The 19713-nt window shown below is 56.6% G+C and carries 21 protein-coding genes; 10 read left to right on the top strand and 11 right to left on the bottom strand.

Annotation, left to right across the window (positions count from 1 at the left end; translation table 11 throughout):
- Positions 1-39: 39 nt before the first annotated feature.
- From OS190_RS06065 to OS190_RS06055, 3 genes are read right to left on the bottom strand one after another with little or no spacing between them, the layout of a single operon-like run.
- Positions 40-654 (bottom strand): VOC family protein, encoded by a 615-nt coding sequence (locus tag OS190_RS06065; RefSeq protein WP_267157766.1) that lies wholly within the window; start codon positions 652-654, stop codon positions 40-42.
- 43 nt (positions 655-697) lie between these two features.
- Positions 698-2833 (bottom strand): methylmalonyl-CoA mutase, encoded by a 2136-nt coding sequence (gene scpA, locus OS190_RS06060; RefSeq protein ID WP_267157765.1) that lies wholly within the window; start codon positions 2831-2833, stop codon positions 698-700.
- On the bottom strand, positions 2790-3806 hold the full coding sequence (locus tag OS190_RS06055) for a hypothetical protein (protein WP_267157764.1): 1017 nt from the start codon (positions 3804-3806) through the stop codon (positions 2790-2792). The genes scpA and OS190_RS06055 overlap by 44 nt, the downstream gene beginning before the upstream one ends.
- Before the next feature lie 99 nt (positions 3807-3905).
- Here OS190_RS06055 and OS190_RS06050 point away from each other — a divergent pair, with 99 nt between their 5' ends.
- Positions 3906-4361, top strand: coding sequence for a DUF4174 domain-containing protein (locus OS190_RS06050; protein ID WP_267157763.1), 456 nt, complete (start codon positions 3906-3908; stop codon positions 4359-4361).
- Between the two features lie 189 nt (positions 4362-4550).
- Here the strand turns inward: OS190_RS06050 and OS190_RS06045 are convergent, their stop codons facing one another.
- The 7 genes from OS190_RS06045 to OS190_RS06015 form a co-directional block, all read right to left on the bottom strand.
- On the bottom strand, positions 4551-5462 hold the full coding sequence (locus tag OS190_RS06045) for a restriction endonuclease (RefSeq protein ID WP_267157762.1): 912 nt from the start codon (positions 5460-5462) through the stop codon (positions 4551-4553).
- Positions 5463-7508: an acetyl-CoA carboxylase biotin carboxylase subunit gene (locus OS190_RS06040; protein ID WP_267157761.1), complete on the bottom strand. Its 2046-nt coding sequence runs from the start codon at positions 7506-7508 to the stop codon at positions 5463-5465.
- A 105-nt stretch (positions 7509-7613) separates the two neighbouring features.
- Complete coding sequence (locus OS190_RS06035; protein WP_267157760.1) at positions 7614-7820, bottom strand: hypothetical protein; 207 nt, start codon at positions 7818-7820, stop codon at positions 7614-7616.
- A gap of 322 nt (positions 7821-8142) precedes the next feature.
- Positions 8143-8490, bottom strand: a complete 348-nt coding sequence (locus OS190_RS06030) for a hypothetical protein (RefSeq protein ID WP_267158309.1) — start codon at positions 8488-8490, stop codon at positions 8143-8145.
- Between the two features lie 84 nt (positions 8491-8574).
- Positions 8575-8721, bottom strand: a complete 147-nt coding sequence (locus OS190_RS06025; RefSeq protein WP_267157759.1) for a hypothetical protein — start codon at positions 8719-8721, stop codon at positions 8575-8577.
- 214 nt (positions 8722-8935) lie between these two features.
- Positions 8936-9325 carry a DUF6497 family protein gene (locus OS190_RS06020; RefSeq protein WP_416237374.1) on the bottom strand — a complete coding sequence of 130 codons (390 nt, stop codon included), beginning with the start codon at positions 9323-9325 and terminating at the stop codon, positions 8936-8938.
- Between the two features lie 319 nt (positions 9326-9644).
- Positions 9645-11177 carry an acyl-CoA carboxylase subunit beta gene (locus OS190_RS06015; protein ID WP_267157757.1) on the bottom strand — a complete coding sequence of 511 codons (1533 nt, stop codon included), beginning with the start codon at positions 11175-11177 and terminating at the stop codon, positions 9645-9647.
- A 171-nt stretch (positions 11178-11348) separates the two neighbouring features.
- On the opposite strand from OS190_RS06015, the gene OS190_RS06010 reads away from it, so the two are divergent.
- On the top strand, positions 11349-12584 hold the full coding sequence (locus tag OS190_RS06010) for a multidrug effflux MFS transporter (RefSeq protein WP_267157756.1): 1236 nt from the start codon (positions 11349-11351) through the stop codon (positions 12582-12584).
- 152 nt (positions 12585-12736) lie between these two features.
- On the opposite strand, the gene OS190_RS06005 is transcribed toward OS190_RS06010, so the two are convergent.
- Positions 12737-13264, bottom strand: a complete 528-nt coding sequence (locus OS190_RS06005) for a helix-turn-helix domain-containing protein (RefSeq protein ID WP_267157755.1) — start codon at positions 13262-13264, stop codon at positions 12737-12739.
- 592 nt (positions 13265-13856) lie between these two features.
- On the opposite strand from OS190_RS06005, the gene OS190_RS06000 reads away from it, so the two are divergent.
- The 8 genes from OS190_RS06000 (at position 13857) to OS190_RS05965 (ending at position 19694) form a co-directional block, all read left to right on the top strand.
- Positions 13857-14126, top strand: coding sequence for a hypothetical protein (locus tag OS190_RS06000; RefSeq protein WP_267157754.1), 270 nt, complete (start codon positions 13857-13859; stop codon positions 14124-14126).
- Positions 14123-14533: a regulatory protein GemA gene (locus OS190_RS05995; protein ID WP_267157753.1), complete on the top strand. Its 411-nt coding sequence runs from the start codon at positions 14123-14125 to the stop codon at positions 14531-14533. Before OS190_RS06000 ends, OS190_RS05995 begins: the two co-directional genes overlap by 4 nt.
- 546 nt (positions 14534-15079) lie before the next feature.
- Positions 15080-15976 (top strand): Mu-like prophage major head subunit gpT family protein, encoded by an 897-nt coding sequence (locus tag OS190_RS05990; RefSeq protein WP_267157752.1) that lies wholly within the window; start codon positions 15080-15082, stop codon positions 15974-15976.
- A gap of 12 nt (positions 15977-15988) precedes the next feature.
- Entirely contained in the window at positions 15989-16420 is a 432-nt protein-coding gene (locus tag OS190_RS05985) for a hypothetical protein (protein ID WP_267157751.1), read from the top strand.
- On the top strand, positions 16417-17358 hold the full coding sequence (locus OS190_RS05980; RefSeq protein ID WP_267157750.1) for a phage protease: 942 nt from the start codon (positions 16417-16419) through the stop codon (positions 17356-17358). Before OS190_RS05985 ends, OS190_RS05980 begins: the two co-directional genes overlap by 4 nt.
- Before the next feature lie 139 nt (positions 17359-17497).
- A complete protein-coding gene (locus tag OS190_RS05975; protein ID WP_267157749.1) occupies positions 17498-17863 on the top strand; it encodes a helix-turn-helix domain-containing protein in 366 nt (121 codons plus the stop codon).
- Positions 17857-18126 (top strand): hypothetical protein, encoded by a 270-nt coding sequence (locus OS190_RS05970; protein ID WP_267157748.1) that lies wholly within the window; start codon positions 17857-17859, stop codon positions 18124-18126. Before OS190_RS05975 ends, OS190_RS05970 begins: the two co-directional genes overlap by 7 nt.
- Positions 18127-18293: 167 nt before the next feature.
- Positions 18294-19694: a helix-turn-helix transcriptional regulator gene (locus OS190_RS05965; RefSeq protein ID WP_267157747.1), complete on the top strand. Its 1401-nt coding sequence runs from the start codon at positions 18294-18296 to the stop codon at positions 19692-19694.
- The last annotated feature ends 19 nt before the right edge of the window (positions 19695-19713 follow it).

Here is a 19713-nt window from a genome sequence, read left to right as displayed (position 1 = left end):
AAGGAAGTCAGGCCGCAATCCCGCCGGATCGGTGCAATTTCAGCGGAGCATCCGAACTTCCCCGTCAACGCGCAATGCCGCGGCAAGCGCAGCCGGGCCTGCGGAAAATTGAATGCGCTGATCGCTCAGATGGGGTGCGAGCAGGGCCTCAAGCGCGTTGGCTTCGGGATGGCTGACATGCAGGTTTTCCAATCTCGCCCCCGATGCTGCCAATGCGGCGGCGGGATGCTGACTGCCCTCCCATTCCATCAGGGCCGGCGCACAATTGTCAAAAGGCAGAATGCCACTTTCAGGCACTGCCATGCGCCAACGCAGATCACCGCGTTGCAGCGAAACCGGGGCACCGAACCCTTCCGGCAATGCTGCCAGAGTGGCGTCAAGATCGGCGCAGCGGCAAATCCAGTTGCTCAGACGCGCCGGCCCGACAAAACGGTCGAGATCAAACCAGCGCGCCCGGTCAGGCCTGGGCGCATCAGGGTTGTTGGCAATCGATTCGAGGTACAGTCCCTCCTCCAGACCCAGCAACATATTGTGGGTATGGAACACCGCATGCTCCCCTCCAGCCTGCATCGCAACACCCAGAACGCCCTCCACATGGGCCTGTGCCACCGCCAGCGTCTCCGCGGCAACGGCGATATGGTCAAACTCGATCACAGCCTGCCCCTTCTCTTTTTGGCCTTATATACCGTCCGCATTCTCAACCACGCGCCGCCCGTATGAGTTTTAGTATCTCTTCAGCGGCAGCGGGAATATTGGTGCCAGGGCCAAAAATTGCCTTGACGCCTGCATCATGGAGAAATTGATAATCCTGCTGCGGAATCACACCACCACAAATCACCAGAATGTCTTCGGCACCTGCGTCCTTCAGCGCCTGCACCAATTGCGGAGCAAGCGTTTTATGCCCGGCGGCCTGCGAAGAAATGCCAATCACATGTACATCATTGTCGACTGCATCCTGAGCCGCTTCGGCAGGTGTCTGGAACAAAGGACCGACATCGACATCAAACCCGATGTCCGCAAAGGCCGTCGCAATCACCTTGGCGCCACGATCATGACCGTCCTGCCCCATCTTCACAACCAACATACGCGGTCGCCGGCCTTCTTCTTCGGCAAACTGTTCGACAGACTTCTGGATCGTGGCAAAGCCCGCGTCTCCTTCATAAGCCGCACCATAAACCCCTGCGAGGGTTTTCACTTCGGCGCGATGGCGACCAAAAATTTCTTCCATTGCCATGCTGATCTCTCCTACGGTCGCACGCGCACGGGCAGCTTCAACAGCCCCCTCCAAAAGGTTGCCGCCCTCAGCAGCGCGGCGTGACAATTCTTGTAGCGCGGCCTTGCAGGCGCTGTCGTCACGGCTGCTACGGATCGCCTTGAGGCGTGCAATCTGGCTTTCGCGCACCGCCACATTGTCCACATCCAGAATATCAATCGGTTCTTCCTTGTCGCGGCGATATTTGTTCACACCGACAATCACTTCGGTACCGCGGTCGATGTTGGCCTGACGGGTTGCCGCGGCTTCCTCGATACGCAACTTGGGCATGCCAGAGGCCACAGCCTTGGTCATGCCCCCCATAGCTTCGACTTCCTCGATCATTTTCCAGGCTGCTTCGGCCAGATCATGAGTCAGTTTCTCAACGTAATAGGATCCCGCCAGAGGATCGACCACCTTGGTCACGCCGGTTTCTTCCTGCAGGATCAACTGTGTATTGCGCGCGATACGCGCAGAATGTTCGGTGGGCAGTCCAATGGCTTCATCCAGTGAATTGGTATGCAGGCTTTGGGTCCCGCCCAGCACCGCGCTCATCGCTTCAAAGGCGGTGCGCACGACATTGTTATAGGGATCCTGCTCTGCCAGAGACACGCCCGACGTTTGGCAATGGGTGCGCAACATCGAGGATTTGGCGTTCTTGGGTTCGAATTCAGACATGATCCGGTGCCACAGCAAACGGGCGGCACGCAGCTTGGCGGCTTCCATGAAAAAGTTCATGCCGATGGCAAAGAAAAAGCTCAGACGCGGCGCGAAACGGTCAACATCCATACCCGCGGCAATGGCGGTGCGCACATATTCGCGACCATCCGCCAAGGTAAAGGCGAGTTCCTGCACAAGGTTCGCGCCGGCCTCTTGCATATGGTAGCCCGAAATCGAAATAGAATTGAATTTCGGCATGTTGTCAGAAGTATATTCGATAATATCGCCGATGATCCGCATCGAGGGTTCGGGCGGGTAGATATAGGTATTGCGCACCATGAATTCCTTCAGAATGTCATTCTGAATTGTGCCGGCCAGGACGGATTTGTCATGGCCCTGCTCTTCACCCGCCACGATAAAACTGGCGAGGATCGGGATCACTGCACCGTTCATCGTCATCGAGACGCTGACCTTGTCCAGGGGGATGCCATCAAAGAGAATCTTCATGTCCTCGACACTGTCGATCGCGACACCGGCCTTGCCCACGTCGCCCTCGACCCTGGGATGGTCGCTGTCATAGCCACGGTGGGTGGCCAGATCAAAAGCGACAGAAACACCCTGTTGCCCCGCAGCCAGATTGCGCCGGTAAAAAGCGTTTGATTCTTCCGCCGTCGAAAAGCCCGCATATTGCCGGATCGTCCAGGGTCGACCCGCGTACATCGTGGCTTTGACCCCCCGTGTAAAAGGCCCTTCTCCGGGCATGGAGTCCAGATGGGTCACGCCTTCAAGGTCGGCTGCGGTATAGACCGGTTGTACGTCGATGCCTTCCAGCGTCTTCCACGTCAGTTCGTCAATGCCGCGGCCCCGCAACTCCGCTTCAGCGGTGCTGCGCCATGTATCTTTCGAATTGTCCTTGGTCATGCATCTGTCCTTTTGTTTGTGCACCCATCGGCAGACTTGGGTCCGCTCTTGTCGGGTGTGACTCCTCTGTCAATGTTGCCAAACCATCGGCACCGGCGATCAGCCAGTGCAGATCATCCGCGTATTGTTCCCGCAATTCTGCGGATTGTTCCGATGTAAAGGGCATCCAGCGACCTGTACCTTCAGGCAACAGATCAGGGTTTTGCCCCCGATCGACCAATCCCGCCCGCAGGCCTGGCAAGTCTCTGGAGCCGTTCAGCCAGCGCCCTCTGCAATCCTTTGGTGCCTCGATCCCAAGGGCGGTACGCAAAATCCCCTCCGGCTGTCCCTGCATCGTTTCGAACGCCAGCACCTCGATCTCGGCACCGGGTGCGGCACAGGACAAATCCATGATCACATCCCGCCAGGTACGGCGGGCGCGCAAGATTGCATCGAACTGTGCAGCTCCGGGTACAGGGTGACCGCGTGACACGGTCAGTGCACAGGCAGAAGCCCACCATAAATCCTGCGATCTGATCGACAGGACAATACGGCGCAGACGTCCCCCGAAAGCGAAGGAAATGCGCGCCGTGCGTTCCCCGGCGGCAGGGTACAGGCGGCCGGCTCTGATATTCTGGATGCAATTGCCCAGCAGGTTTTCATCGCTGATCAAGAGCTGTTTCACGCCCCTTGCGCGAGCCTGGGTGGCAAACATGCGGATCCGTCCCACGGCACGCAGGGCGACATTGCGCCCCCTTGGCGCAGTGGAATTGCGAAACAGCCCCGGAAACACAGAATCGCGTGACCGGCGTGGTCCCCAAAATTCGATGTCCTGCGCCGACAGCGCATCGGCCTGGTCGCGCATGTAATGTTGAAAAGTGGTCGTCGCGGTGCGATGCGCACCCAAATGCAAGATAACATCCATGACAGTTCGGCCCAGTCTTTGCAGTCGCGCCGCCCCGTTCGGCCATTCAGCAGGGAGAGACAGCGTCATAGCGCACAACCCCTTGCGACCTGCTTAATCCGTCCAAGATGCAGTTTAGCCATCGCAATTGCGCAAATCAGGCTTATATCTGTCTCAACAGGAGAGACCATGAAACGCCTAATTCCCATTGTTATTGCTGGACTAATCGCCACTGCCCCTCTTGCCGAAGAAACCGCCAGCCCGCAGGCAGATATGCTTTTTCTTCCGGCAGATATGGACGATTTGAGCGAATTTCGTTGGAAAAAGCGGCCCGTACTGGTCTTTGCCGACAGCGCGGATGATCCGGCATATATCGAGCAGATGGCATTGCTACATGCCCGTATGGAGGAACTGTTCGAACGCGATGTCATTGTATTGAGCGATACTGATCCCGCCGCGCGTTCAGCGCTGCGTTTACAGATGCGCCCGCGGGGTTTCATGCTGGTTCTGGTTGGTAAGGACGGTGGCAACAGGCTGCGCAAACCCTTTCCGTGGAGCGTGCGCGAGATCACCCGCAGCATTGACAAGATGCCCATGCGCCAACGCGAGATCCGCGAAAACAAGGACGCGGCGCGCACGCGCTGAGTGCTGCGTGCACCGCCGGAGTCACCTATATTAAAGGAAATAGAGGCAAAGGAGAAGGATATGGACAAATATGATGACATCCCGCCCTTTACTCCGATTCCTGTGACGGGTCGGACTGGGCCGCGGCCCGGCTATTGAAATAGGGTTCAGAGCCAAAATTTTTTGGCTGTCCTTTGAACATCACGATATTCATTCGAAAAAACTGTCGTCAACTTCAGATATCGGATAGACTTGCTTAACGCGGCAACCGACTTCGTGATCAATCATCAGTTGGGCAAGCTGGTTTCCATCTATTGGCACAATCCTAGCGCCCAGTTTTTCTATCGTTCGGACAGCATCGGTAGAAAAAGCTGACGTTGTAACGAAGATTCCCTTGGTTACATCTTTCATGCCAAGAGCACCGTAAAAATCACGAATTGCCCCTGACCCGATGACGTTACCAAGCGCATATCGTTTGGCTTGTACGTACACCTGATCAACACCAAGCCGGTCGAGGTTAATGACTCCGTCTACTCCATCATCGCCGCTTTGCCCGATTACCTGACCGGATTTAGCATCATATCCGTAGCCCATCTTAAGCAACAGCCGTACGATAATATCTTCAAAAAATGCAGGATCACTGTCCCGCAATTTACTCAACAACTCCTGTCGCAGAGTAGCGTTTATTTCTTCATAGGCGCTATTGAGAACTTCATCCGGCGTTGAGCCGCGTTCAGCTTCAACAACTATTCCCAACTCTGCATTTTCTACGTTCGTACCTGAACGTGATTTGAAATCTCTGTATTCCTCAAAGCGTTCTAGATACGCTTTGTCGATACGCACCGGATTTTCTTCTAGGACTGCACGGCCAGCTTGGGTCACTTCAAAAACACCACGCTTGATGCTCTTGACCAATCCTGCTTGCTTCAAATAGCTTCTCGCCCAATGAACCCTATTTGCAAATCTAGTTTGCTTACCGCTAGGAAGAGTCTGATTCCTTTCGTCCTCGGTTAAACCGAGGGTGAGAGCCAGCTCCTCCACCACTTCTGAAATTTTTCGTTCACTGTCTTTCGCAGAAACGAGAACCGGCTTCATGAGAGATTCGAAATCAGGTACTGACACCTATTCGAACTCCATGATCACATCATCGACCGCCAGACTGTCCCCCGCTCCGGCGTTGATTTTTGACACCACACCCTTGCGTTCCGCACGCAGGATGTTCTCCATCTTCATTGCTTCGATGGTGCAAAGCGCCTGACCATCCTGAACCTCGTCACCGACGGCGACGTCCATTTTCACGATCAGTCCCGGCATTGGGCAGAGCAGCATTTTCGACGTGTCAGGTGCCACTTTTTCCGGCATCATACGGGCCAGCTCTGCCTGGCGTGGCGTGCGGACATGTACCTTGAGGTCCGCACCACGTGTACGGATGCGGAACCCACCTGAGATCTTGCCCACCTTCATCACCAAAGGTGCCTCGTCTATGCGCATCTTGGCCAGTTGATCACCCGGGGTCCAGTCGCCGGCAACCCGCATTGCGCTTTCATCGTCAAATCTTATCGTCGCCCCGTTGTGGTCGGCACTGATGATCACATCAAAGGAGTGTCCCTGCACTGCAACATTCCAATCGCTGCCAACCTTCCGCTCGTGATTGTCCATCCGTCCCGACACCCGCGCGCGGCGAATTTCGGCAACACGGTGCATGGCGGCACATGCAGCCGCGATGCGGCGCAGCTCTGGCTCGGGCAGTTCGACGCCTTCGAACCCATCGGGATATTGCTCTTCGATAAAGGCTGTTGTCATGGTGCCGTCGATAAAGATCGGATGGTCCATGACTGCAGAAAGGAACGGCAGGTTGTGGCCGATACCTTCGACCTCGAAACTGTCCAGCGCGACACGCATCTGTTCAATCGCTTCGGCACGGGTTGGGGCCCAGGTGCACAGCTTGGCGATCATGGGGTCGTAATACATGGAGATCTCTCCACCCTCATAGACGCCGGTGTCATTGCGCACGGCCATCGCGCCGGTGGGCGCATCATCAGCCCATTTGCCGTTATCCGACAACGGGCCAGCGGCAACCTCTTGTGGCGGACGATAACGCGTCAGACGGCCAATGGAGGGCAGAAACCCACGATAAGGATCTTCCGCATAAAGGCGGTTTTCGATCGACCAGCCGTTCAGTTTCACATCGGATTGTTTGATGCTCAGCTTTTCGCCATTGGCGACGCGGATCATCTGTTCAACCAGATCAACACCGGTGATAAGTTCGGTAACAGGGTGCTCCACCTGAAGACGTGTGTTCATCTCAAGGAAATAGAAGTTCTTGTCACCGTCGACGATAAACTCAACCGTACCGGCGCTGGTGTATCCGACTGCCTGCGCCAGGGCGACGGCCTGCTCGCCCATGGCCTTGCGTGTCGCTTCGTCCAGAAAGGGGCTGGGGGCTTCCTCAACCACTTTCTGATTGCGTCGCTGGATGGAACATTCGCGTTCGCCAAGATAAACACCGTTACCATGAGCATCGCAGAGCACCTGGATTTCGATGTGGCGTGGCTGCGTGACGAATTTTTCAATGAATATCCTGTCATCACCAAAGGAATTCGCCGCTTCGTTCTTGGAAGATTGAAACCCTTCTCGGGCTTCATCGTCGTTCCATGCGATCCGCATGCCCTTGCCACCGCCCCCGGCGCTGGCCTTGAGCATGACCGGGTAGCCGATCTCGTTCGAGATTTTGACCGCCTCCTCCGCATCCTCAATCAGCCCCATGTAACCGGGGACCGTTGAAACGCCTGCCTCCTGTGCGATTTTCTTGGAGGTGATCTTGTCCCCCATCTTCTCGATGGCACCCACGGGCGGGCCGACAAAGGCGACACCAGCGGCATCCAGCGCTTCGGCGAATTTACTGTTTTCAGACAGGAAACCATAACCGGGATGCACCGCCTCCGCGCCGCTTTCCTTGACCGCTGCCATGACCTTGTCGATCACGATATAGGATTGGTTCGCAGGGGGTGGTCCGATATGGATTGCCTCATCCGCCATCTGTACATGCAAGGCCTGCGCATCGGCATCCGAATAAATCGCGACCGAGGTCAGCCCCATTTTCTTCGCTGTTTTGATAACGCGGCAGGCAATCTCGCCCCGGTTGGCGATCAGGATTTTCTTGAACATGGGGTGTCCTTCTGAGGTCTTGAAAAAACGCAAAAGCCCCGTCGCAACAGATGTTGCGCGGGGGTGTGAAACGACATGCGACGCGCAGGCGCCGCATATGATGGATCAGTTACATCTGCCGGGGTTGAACTTGCAGTAAGTGATGTTGCCCGCGGCACCGACGGCGGCGCCCTGTGCAAGACTGCCACTGGTAAGGGCTGCCGCGCCCGCGCCGATCGCAGCGCCGCCAAGGCTCTGTTCGGCAATCGTGCTGCCACAGGCCGCAAGGCCGGTACACAAGGTAATGACAATGAGGTTTCTGGTGACGAACATGTTTCTGTTCCCTGTCTGCTCTGTTCTGGTCTTGCCAGCCGCGACAGGGGCAATGGCTGCGTGTCGCGACAGGAAGATTTTTCAATCCCGCCGAAAGCAAATGCTTTGAAAAAAGGGGGCCGCGGGTTTGGGGAAATGCCCTGCGGCCCCTGAGGGGAAGGGGTATGGTTTAGGACTGTCAGCGGCGACGCTGAAGAAGAATCGCTGCCGACACCAACCACATTCCGCAATGCCGCGGCACCAGCCAAGCCTTCGCCGCTGTCCTGACCGATTTCGGCCAAGCACCGCCGGTGCACGAGGGAAACGGGCAAAATCATGCCGATCACTCCTCGAATGCTTCGGGGAATGCCGCACGTGCTGCAGCCTCGTCAATCACCAAAAGAGATTCATAATGTGCCGGGTCAAAAGGATCGGACGCGGGCAGGACCTCGCGACCAAAGAGCCAGGACAATCGGCCGGCATCGAGATTGCCGCGTTCGAAAGGATGCGGGCCGAAATGGTCCCACAGTGCCTTCATGAAGGCCGCGTCCGCGCGACGATCCGGCGGACGACGGTCAGATCGCCGTTCGCGCCGGGTAATCGGCGTTACTCCCTTGGGATTGGGACGGCGAATGGTGAATTGAAAATCAGTGCTGGGCAAACGGCCCGGAAACCCGCGATGTTTCAACATATAAGCTGGCATCAAACGGCCCTCCGTTCAAAGGGCCATCGGGTATCGGCTGGGACAGGCGTCGCCGCCTGTCCCATAGTACGATTACTTGTACTTGCCTGTGTATGTTGGCTCAACCGAGATGGGCTCGGGCTCGACAACAACGTATTCTTCTTCCGTCTGGCCGGATGTACAGGCAGCGACAGTGGTGATGAAACCAATGGCTGCCAGGAATTTGATGCTCTTTGACATCTGAGTCTCCTGTTTATGTGGGTGGCACGTGCATTCTTATACTGCCTCGCACGTCCCGTTACTGAGGTAAGGAATACTTGGGTAGTCCTTGTCGTCACCATAGAGTAGTCCGTTTCGAAAACATATCCAGCCCTGCGCAATCGGCAAATTTGTGACGCTAAAGCCTCAGTAAAGCATTCACATGAGCCGTCAGCCGCAAGATATTGTGGTTGCATTACAAATCCTCCCAGATGCAGGTGTTATCCACAGGACGAAAAGCCTCGAAGAATTGTGTCGCTTCGGGGTCGGGGATCCCGAATTCCGTGGCGCGGTCGGCCAGTGAGATCACGATGACCTCCCCCGCGAGAGCATGGTGCTGAATGTATGGCAAGGCCAATTCGGTGCATAGGTGCATCATATCCCCTGCGGCGGCGTCATAATCCATCGCATCGCCATCACGCGTGATGTCAGGCGCAATAAAGCGGAACCGGATCCAGGTTTCACTCTCCACTCGGTCCACCAGAACCTCATGCAGATCCAAGGGCTGACCAGAAGGCACATCTACGGCCAAAGCGGGGCTGGCAACAAAAAGGAGGGCTGCAAGCAATGGTTTCACAGGGCACATCCCTTGCGAACAAGGTGCCCGGCCTGCCCGTGCTGGGGGCAGGAGGCATCCACAATAGACATCCCCGGCCCCCTCAAGGTGTCGGAGACCTCGTGGCCAATGGTAAAGCACTGGGTATTAAAGGACGACGTCATTGATCTTCTTTCAACTTTCTCTGCGCTTTCAGCAGCGCATCGACGGACGTTTTCGTCCGGCCATTCATGATGCTGCTCATAGACCCCTCAGTGACCCTCAGTTTCCGCGTCTCTGCACCGTTCGGAAACAGACCTTCATCAACGAAAGACATGAACCAAGGCGAAGCATCCACAAGAGGCGCCCCTCACAACGGAATGTTACCGTGCTTCTTCCACGGGGTTGTTACTTTCTTGTTTCGCAAAGAGGCAAAGGCGCGGGCGATCCGCTTGCGCGTTGTGCGGGGCTGGATCACCTCGTCAATAAACCCGCGCTCGGCCGCCACAAAGGGGTTTGCAAAGCGTGCTTCGTAATCCGCAGTATGCTGGGCAAGCTTCTCTACATCATTACGGTCCGCGCGATGGATGATTTCCGAGGCCCCCTTGGCACCCATCACTGCCACTTCGGCTGTCGGCCAGGCATAGTTGAAATCTGATTTCAGGTGCTTGGAGGCCATCACATCATAAGCGCCGCCATAGGCCTTGCGTGTGATCAATGTGACCATCGGCACCGTCGCCTCACCATAGGCAAACAGCAACTTCGCGCCGTGTTTGATGACGCCGCCATATTCCTGTGACGTGCCGGGGAGAAAGCCGGGCACATCGACCAGCGTCAGGATCGGGATTTCAAAACAATCGCAAAAGCGCACAAACCGCGCCGCCTTTCGGCTACTGTCGATGTCCAGAACACCCGCCAGCACCATCGGCTGATTGGCGACGACACCAACGGTGCGACCTTCGATCCGAATGAAACCGGTGATGATGTTCTTGGCAAACTCCGCCTGAATTTCATAAAAATCGCCCTCATCCCCCAGCTTCAGGATCAACTCCTTCATGTCGTAGGGCGTATTGGCATTGGCCGGGACCAGCGTATCAAGAGAAGGTTCGATGCGTTCCGGGTCATCAAAAAACGGGCGTACCGGTAATTCAGCGCGATTGTTGGCAGGGAGCAGGTCCACCAAACGGCGCACCTCGGCCAAAGCCTCGACATCATTTTCGAACGCGGCATCCGCAACAGAGGATTTCTTGGTATGGGTTCCTGCCCCGCCCAGTTCTTCGGCGGTGACCACTTCGTTGGTGACGGTCTTGACCACTTCTGGGCCGGTGACAAACATGTACGAACTGTCTTTGACCATGAAAATAAAGTCAGTCATTGCAGGCGAATAAACCGCGCCCCCCGCACAAGGGCCCATGATTACGCTGATCTGCGGGATCACACCCGAAGCCATAATGTTGCGTTGAAAGATTTCGGCGTATCCGGCCAGCGAATCCACACCTTCCTGAATCCGCGCGCCACCTGAATCATTCAGCCCGATCACGGGGGCACCATTTTGCATTGCCATATCCATGATCTTGCAAATCTTCCTGGCGTGGGTTTCAGATACCGAACCGCCCAGGACGGTGAAATCCTGCGAGTACAAATAGACCAGCCGCCCATTGATCGTACCCCAGCCCGTGACCACGCCATCGCCGGCAGGTTTTTGATTTTCCATACCAAAATCGGTACAACGGTGACTCACGAACATGTCGAACTCTTCGAACGACCCTTCATCCAGCAGCAAGTCGACCCGTTCTCTTGCCGTCAGCTTTCCACGGCCATGCTGCGCGTCAATGCGCCCCTGCCCGCCGCCCATGCGCGCCGTTTCACGGCGTTCTTCCAGCTGTTCAAGAATATCTTTCATGACTCACCCCTGCTTAATATTTGAGCGACAATACCGAAAAGAGGGTCGTTTATGGAAGAGTGATTGTGAATATTTGCAAAGTGTATTCAGGATTAACTATGCAAATTGCAAATATGCAAATAATGCCTCGCGCCATGGACAAGGTGCACTGATCGGTTTAGTTGCATTTGCATGAATAGGTCCCCCTCCCCCGTGCCTGTCGTTCGTTTCCTGGACCGCAGCACCCCCCCCACCCTACTGACCCTGATCCTGCTGGCGGGATTGTCGGCTTTGGTGATGAATGTTTTCTTGCCAAGCCTGCCACAAATGACCGAATATTTCGGAACGACCTATGCAACGATGCAACTTTCCGTTCCGCTGTATCTGCTGTTCAGCGCCGTGATCCAGCTGTTTGTCGGGCCGATTTCGGATAATCTGGGACGACGGCGGGTGATGATCGGTGGTTTGCTCCTGTTCATGCTGGCCACCCTTGGCTGCATCATGGCACCAACGGCCAGTGTTTTTCTGGCCTTCCGTATCGCCCAGGCGATTATCGCCACTGCAATGGTGTTGAGCCGTGCCGTTCTGCGCGACCTTTACACACAGGACCAGGCAGCATCGAAAATCGGCTATGTCGCGATGGGCATGGCTGTTGTACCCATGATCGCTCCCGCAATCGGAGGGGCAATGGAACAGGTGTTCACATGGCATGCCACCTTTTGGCTCATGCTGATCGTTGCCACCGCCATATTGGCGCTGGTTTATTTTGACATGGGCGAAACAGCGAAACCCAGCAATCAGACCCTCATGGGCCAATTTCGCGAATATCCAGAGCTGCTGCGCTCGCCTCGGTTCTGGGGCTATGCTCTTGCCACGGCCTTTTGTTCGGGCACGTTTTTTGCCTATCTGGGTGGGGCACCCTTTGTCGGCTCCATAGTCTTCGGTCTCGACCCGTTCTGGCTTGGCCTGTATTTCGGGGCACCAGCCATTGGCTATTTTGCCGGTAACTGGCTGACCGGGGCCTATGCGACACGCTTTGGTGTCAACGCCATGATTTTATGGGGATGTATCGGCACCACGGCGGGCAGCGGCCTGTCTCTGCTTGCATTTCTCATTGGTTATGGCACCCCTGAAATCTTCTTTGGCATGATGACATTTATCGGTTTGGGCAACGGGTTATGCATTCCCAATGCCACCGCGGGCATGTTGTCCGTGCGCCCGCATCTGGCAGGCACTGCTTCGGGTCTTGGCGGGGCCATCATGATCGGCGGCGGGGCGGCCCTTGCAGTTCTGGCTGGTTTGCTGCTGACGCCGGAAACCGGTGCCTATCCGCTGATCCTGTTGATGCTTGCCTCGGCGATCGCCGGAATGTTGTCGATCCTTCTGGTGATCCGGCGCGAAAGGTTCCTCTCCCTGCGCAGACAGTGAAACCTGAGCGCTATCAAACGGTTTGCACCCCCCAAGCCCATTTCAGGGCTATTCAGGTGAGGGTGGCAAAAAATTATCCAATGATTTCAATGGTCGTATATCAAAAGGTGTGGCGCGAAATCGCCCAACGCTACACGTCCCAAAGGATGTAGTCAGGCACCACTTTTGACAGGGTACAAAAATCGGTTCGCCATGTCTTGAACCAGTTCACCTTGCCGCTCAGTGTTTCGGTCAGACCAATGCAATAGCTCTTCTAAGGTGATGCCGCCCGCAGCGATTTCTTGAACTGCCTCGCCAACTCGCGACCCCAGATCACACGCCCACATTTCTGGAGATAGGCCCACAAGAATTTCCTCCGACGGTTCTATGGCACCTACTTTTTGAAGCTCGCGTAGTATCGTTTCAAAGTGTTGCTGGCTAACTTTTGTCGCGGCCATTTCAGCGATCAGCTTCGAGACTTCACTGACAGTCTCAGCACCAAAAACCAACCAATCTAGCGAGACACCGAGGCCTTTGGACAAAGACAAAAGAGCCTCATATCCGGGCAGTATAGGATTGTTTCGAAGCATGTACTTATCCAAGGTCCGCTTCGGAATGCCAGTCCGCTCAGCCATGTCAGCGACAGTCCATTGGCGCTTATCGCGCAATGAGCGCAACCGATAAGATAAATCGCCAGACATGCGTTTCCCCTTGCTTTACCCAAAAAAGGAATTACAAATACCCCAATCAGGAACATATATAACTCCTAAGAGGGTAGCAGTGCCTAAAGGTAATATCCAGAGGAACAACAAGGTTCGCGCAGCTTTCATCGCTCGCGGGTCAAGTTTCCATGCGTGGTGTCAATTGAACAACATCGACCCCCACAATGCCCGAAAAGCCGTTCTTGGTATATGGAAAGGGCCGAAGGCAACTGAAATTCTCGACAAGATTTCAAGCGAATTGGGTGAGGGGAATTGATGCTCGTAAGAGTAAGCAAACTCACTGGCATAGGCCGCATTCCAACATGTAGGAAAAATGCACGGCTTTGGTTGGATCGTGAAAACGTTGCCGTTGTAAAATTGGGAAGTGAAGGCGGGCCTTGCGCCCACGTTGTTATCGCAGACCTCCCCGAGGAAGAACGCCAAGCATACCTTGCTCAATCGGTATTGGAGGCAGAGTTAGAGCTGGGCGAATACGACGATACCGCGCAAGCTGCTTTCCTACAACCGCCCATCTGAAAGCGGCTATTCTGGATATGCAGCTTGCGCCGCGCGGCGTGAAGAAAGGCGGTGCATGATGGCAGAGCAACACACACTCACCGCCCTCGCCGCCCAAGAGGAACGCCTGAACGACCTTCAAAGCGCGCTTCACTACGCAAAGATTCTGGTGGATGGCATCCACTTCGAGCGCATCGAGCGAATCGAAGCCCACGCCGCCACCTACTTCGCCGGGATCGCATTGGAGGCGCTGACGGAAGGGCACGCTAACGAGGCGGTGCAATTCGTCATGCAAGAACGCCGCGCACTTGAAGCGACCATGGCCCAAAAGGAGACCACCGCATGAAACTGACCAACAAACAGAAGGCCCTCCTGCACGTCGCCAAGGGCAAGCTGAACCTGAGCGAGGCCGAGTATCGGGCTACGCTTGTTCACATAGCGGGCGTGACCAGCTCGACCGAACTGGATCGGGACGGTTTTAACGCGGTCATGGGGTTCTTCGAATACCTGGGCTTTGCGCCGCTGGTCGCAACCGGGGCCGACTACGGCAATCGCCCTGGCATGGCGAGCTTTGCACAACTCGAATTGGTCCGCGCTCTGTGGCACGAGTACACAGGCGGCAAGGCTGGTGAAGACGAGTTGAACAAATGGCTTCTGGGCACGTGGAAAATCTCAAGCCTGCGGTTCCTGAGAAAGGACACCGCTCAGAAGGTCATTACCGCGCTCAAGGCGATGAAAGCGCGGGCGGCGTAGACATGCTGAGAGATAGGATTGAAGTCATTGAGCGCTTGCTGAAATTGACCCCAGATCAAATTCGGGAACTCATTCAGCAGGGGCATCTTCCGGCGCTGGACGATCCTCCTAGCAAGAAACCGGAAAAGTGATCAAATAAGCGGCGGGCCAGATTGCCCGCCGCTTTCCTTTCCAACACCCCGAAAAAATGCCCGTATAGCGCCGCCCTATGCTTGGGGGCCATCCTACCCCATGAAAAGCGAACAGACCGTTTAAACGGCGCGGAAAACCGTTTAAGAATCGAAACCTGCCCGCATCCCCCGCAAGGCGACCGCTCAACTTGACCAAATCGGCGCGTTTGAATAGCGATAGGGGACTGGCTGCGCATCAGGTGCCTTGCTTTTAACTCGGTCGTTTTGGACGTCCGGCTTGGGGCCAGTCAGCACCCCCCCAAACCCTTCCCCGCAATATGCTTGTGGATGTCCGGCCATCCGGTGCCGTCCTACGTTATCCGCAACCGTCCGGGATTGCTTTCCGGGCCTTGCCAACCTCAAAAGGACCGCCACCATGCTCGTCAACGCGCAGACCCTCGATCTCGTCTTTCAGGGCTTCAAAACCGTCTACACAGACGCCTTTCTGAAAGCCGAACCGAATTGGGACAAGATTGCCATGCAATCGACCAGCGTCGGGGCAGATGAAACCTATGGCTGGATGGGACAATTCCCTCAGCTGCGCGAATGGCTGGGACCGCGTGTCATCCATAATCTTGAGGCCCATGGCTTCAAGATCGTGAACCGCAAGTTTGAAAGCACGGTCAAGGTCAGCCGGGACCATATCAGCGACGACAAGCTGGGTGTTTTCAAGCCCGCGTTTTCCGAGATGGGCCATCTGGCCACGAACCACCCCGAAGAACTGGTGTTCAACCTCTTGGCATCCGGGTTCGAGACCGAGTGCTATGACGGCCAATATTTCTTCGACACGGATCACCCGACACTGAACCCGGAAGGCGAGGTGGTCAGCGTGAGCAACATGCAGGCAGGCGCTGAGCCGCCATGGTTCCTGCTGGACACGTCGCGGGCCGTGCGGCCCATCATCTGGCAAGAGCGCGAGAAATACGAGTTTGAGGCGATGGATCGCCCGACCGATGAACACGTCTTCAAGAACGACGAGTATCTCTACGGCGTTCGCGCACGGGTCAACGCGGGCTTTGGCCTGTGGCAACTGGGCTTTGGGTCCAAGGCCGAACTGACTGCCGCCAACTATGCCGCCGCGCGCGCCGCGATGATGAACTTCAAGAGCGACACGGGGCGCATTCTGGGCGTGAAACCGATGATGTTGGTGGTGCCGCCTGCACTCGAAGAAGCGGCCCTGAAAATCGTCAACACCGAATTCAATGACGGTGGGGGAACAAACCCTTGGAGCAAGACCGCTGACTTGCTCGTCACACCGTATCTGGCGGCGTAGGGGGGCAAGGCGATGACAGCACTGATCAAAGATCGCAACACCCTTCAACGCCTTGGCGATAACATGCTTGGCCCTATGGCATCCGGCGAGACCGTGTTTGTCGGGGCAATGCTCTTGCGTCGGGGCGACGGCTTTCTGACCATCGGGCAGCCTGTTGTCGGCGCGGTGGGCGTCGGGATCGCGATGGCCGCGATTGCGGACACAGGCGCTGCCAATGGCACCACAAAGGGTGAATATCAGGCGGGCACGTTTTTGCTGGCGAACAGCGCAGCGGCTGACCTGATCGCGACGGCTGACATTGGCGCGGTCTGCTATGCCGTGGATGATCAGACAGTCGCAAAGACGGATGGCACTGGCACCCGCTCAGTGGCCGGGTTTATCGCAGACGTTGAACCCCGTGGCGTGTGGGTCCGGTTTGACGAGGCCATGGCCCGAAACCTATGACCCATTATTCCGCCCATCTTTGCGCTCAAGAGGTCAGCGCAGACGCGCCGGAATGGGTCCACTTGTTGCCCGCCGTGCGGGCGCAGGGGCGTGACGGCCGTGCGTGGACGGTCAGCAACCCTCAAGGCATTGTCGACACGTTCAACGCCCGTGGCACAGACCTGCCCATCGACTATGAACACCAGTCGGAAACCCAGTCTGAAAAGCGCAGCGGCCCCGTACCCGCCGCCGGATGGATCAAGGAGTTGCAGGCCCGTGCCGATGGCATCTGGGGCCGTGTAGACTGGACCGCCAAAGCGCGCGAGTTGATCGCGCAGAAAGCGTACCGCTATCTCAGCCCGGTGTTGATGCACCGCCCCGGCGAAACCGAGGTCCGCTGGCTGAACGGCGCAGGCCTTGTTCACCACCCCAATCTCACCCTTACCGCACTCGCCTCAGAGGACTTCACCATGGACAAGAACACCCCCGGCACCAAGCCGGATGACATGACGCTGACCCAGCGCATCATAAAGATGCTGGGTTTGTCTGACACTGCCAGCGATGACGAGATTGCGCAGGCGTTGGATAAGGCGCTGGACGCCATGCCTGATCCTGAAAAGTACGTGCCGATTGAGGCCATGAAAAGCGCCATGGATGATCGCAACGAGCAGGCCAGCGCGCAGGCGGAGGCCAATGCGCAGGCGAAGGTGCAAGCGGCGCTCGCTGAGGGTCACATCACGCCTGCCATGGTGAATTGGGCAACGGCACTTTGCACCCAGAACCCAGCGAGCTTTGACGCCTTTATCGGTCAGTCTCCGGCGAAATTCGGGCATCTGACAAAGGCCACCAATACCTCCGGCTTGCCGCCGTCTAACGCCAGCGCTTTGACCGTCGAACGCAAAGACGATGCGGCCATGATTTGTCGCCAGTTGGGGCTTGAAGAAAGCGCACTGGGATAACTGAATTCGGCAGGTAGAGCCCATCCCCCAGAGGCCATGCCGAACCTTTGCCGTGCAGTTTTTTGGTGATGCGCGGCAAAGCCCGTCCCCTGACGCAGATCATGGCGTCAGGGGGCCACGCAAATCTGAGGCTTGAGGGATGAACAGCGAAGCGAAGTACCCTATTCCGCCCGCCCACGTGCAGCGCTTCGTGGATGTGCTGGGCGTTGAAACGACGATTGATTTTCTCCTGAATTTTGGCGGGGCAGAGTTGTCCATTCCGACGACACCCAAAGGCAAAAGCGAAGTTGAGCGGGTCATTGGTTTCGAAAAAATGCAACGGCTCAGCGGTCTGTCATACGCGCTCAAACACCGCATACCATTGGGGACAAAATGGCTGGCGCAATGCCTTTCGGTCCAAGGTTTATCCACCGCCGCCATAGCCCGCCGGCTGCGCGTCACAGACGTAACCGTGCGGAAGTATCTACATGGTCGCAATGAGCCGAAAGGAGCGAAGCCATGGTGAAACGCTCAGCGTTCGAAGGGGGCTTTAACATGCGGTTCGAACCCCCGTTCGAAAAGGCCGAACACGTCCGTAAGCACCGCCCCGGCAGGCCATCCAAGATCGACACAGATGCAGAGCTTCACGCCTTTGTCGTGGCGCGGATCGACACCACCACGTTTGAAGCGCTTGCTGCGCAGATCGCGGATCATTTCCCGCCAGAGCGCCGGGTGGGCAAGTCTGCAATTCATGCATGGTGGCAACGTCAGCCCAATCGGCACGGCTGAAACCTGCTTTCCCATCCGGGAACTTCCACGATCAGCGGGGGTCTTCCGGGGTCAAACCCCTGAAAAGGGGGGTGCAGAGTGTATGATAACTAACAAAATCTGCGCTTGTGACCCCGCCTTTGCAAAGCTAGGTTTGACTCGATTGCAAAGTTGCAAAGGGTCCTCCCATGGCAAGTCAGAAACTCTACGCCGGAGCGAAGCTGCGCGAATTACGCACCAAGATCGGGCTTACTCAAAAAGAATTTGCTGCACGGCTGGGGGTGTCGCTGCCCTATCTGAACCAGATGGAAAACAACAACCGGCCCATTTCCACAACCGTTGTTCTGGCGCTGGCGTCTGAATTCGGCCTTGATGTTACCGAACTTGGTGCCGGAGACAGCGAGCGGCTGGTGAGTGACATGCGTGAAGCGCTGGCCGATCCGGTGTTTCAGGGCAAACTGCCACCGCTGGCAGATATTCGGCTGACCGCTTCGAATGCCCCGGCGCTGGCGCGGGCATTTCTCGATCTGCACCAGAGTTACCGCCAAACCCATGAGCGTCTTGCCTCTTTGGACGAAGCCCTGGGGCGGGAAGACGCCCGCACTTCCCCTTCTCCTTGGGAAGAAGTGCGGGATTTTTTTCATTATTGCGATAATTACATCGACGCTGTCGACTATGCTGCCGAGCATTTCTCGGGACGCAAAGGCACAGCCGTCAATATGCGCGTGGCCGCCGTGTCGGCGTTGGGGAACGCGGGTGTCACGGTTTCCTTTGACGATACCGACGCCCTTCGCCGTTTCGACCCTGACAGCAACACCCTGCATATCTCTACACGCGCGCCCCCTGAAACCCAGACTTTTCAGTTGCTGCTTCAGGTTGCCCTGACCCGTCAGGATGCATTGCTCGAAGCGACACTGGATCTGGCCCGCTTCACCACCAGCGACGCCCGTGACATTGCGAAGATCGGCTTGGCTAACTATTTTGCCGGTGCAGCACTGATGCCCTACAGCCGCTTTCACGCCGCCGCACAGGATTGCCGTCATGACCTTGAACTGCTCTCAAGCCAGTTCGGAGCATCGATTGAACAGGTCGCCCACCGGCTTTCGACACTGCAACGTCCCGGGGCCAAGGGCGTGCCATTCTTTTTCGTCCGCGTAGATCAGGCCGGCACGATCACCAAACGCCATTCTGCCACCCGGCTGCAGTTCGCCCGCTTTGGCGGGGCCTGTCCATTGTGGAACGTGCACAGTGCCTTTGAAACGCCCGGTCGATTTCTGCGGCAACTGGCCGAAACGCCCGATGGTGTGCGCTATATCTCGCTTGCCCGCGATATTTCCAAACCCGCCGGGCGTTTCGGTGCCCCCGTGCGTCGTTTTGCCATCGCCCTGGGTTGCGAAATGCGTCACGCGGATCAATTGGTCTATGCGGACGGGATCGACATCACCCGCGACCGAGCCTTTGAACCTATCGGTATTTCATGCCGGATTTGCGAACGCAGGAATTGTCATCAACGGGCGGTGCCCCCGCTTGAGCGTGATCTTGTTGTGGATCCCAACCTGCGCAATATCCTGCCCTACCGCGTTGAATGAGACCGGCCATGGCCCGGCT

The organism is Sulfitobacter sp. F26204, assembly GCF_026410305.1.
Classification (GTDB): Bacteria; Pseudomonadota; Alphaproteobacteria; order Rhodobacterales; family Rhodobacteraceae; genus Sulfitobacter.
This window is presented reverse-complemented; position numbering and strand designations above follow the sequence as displayed.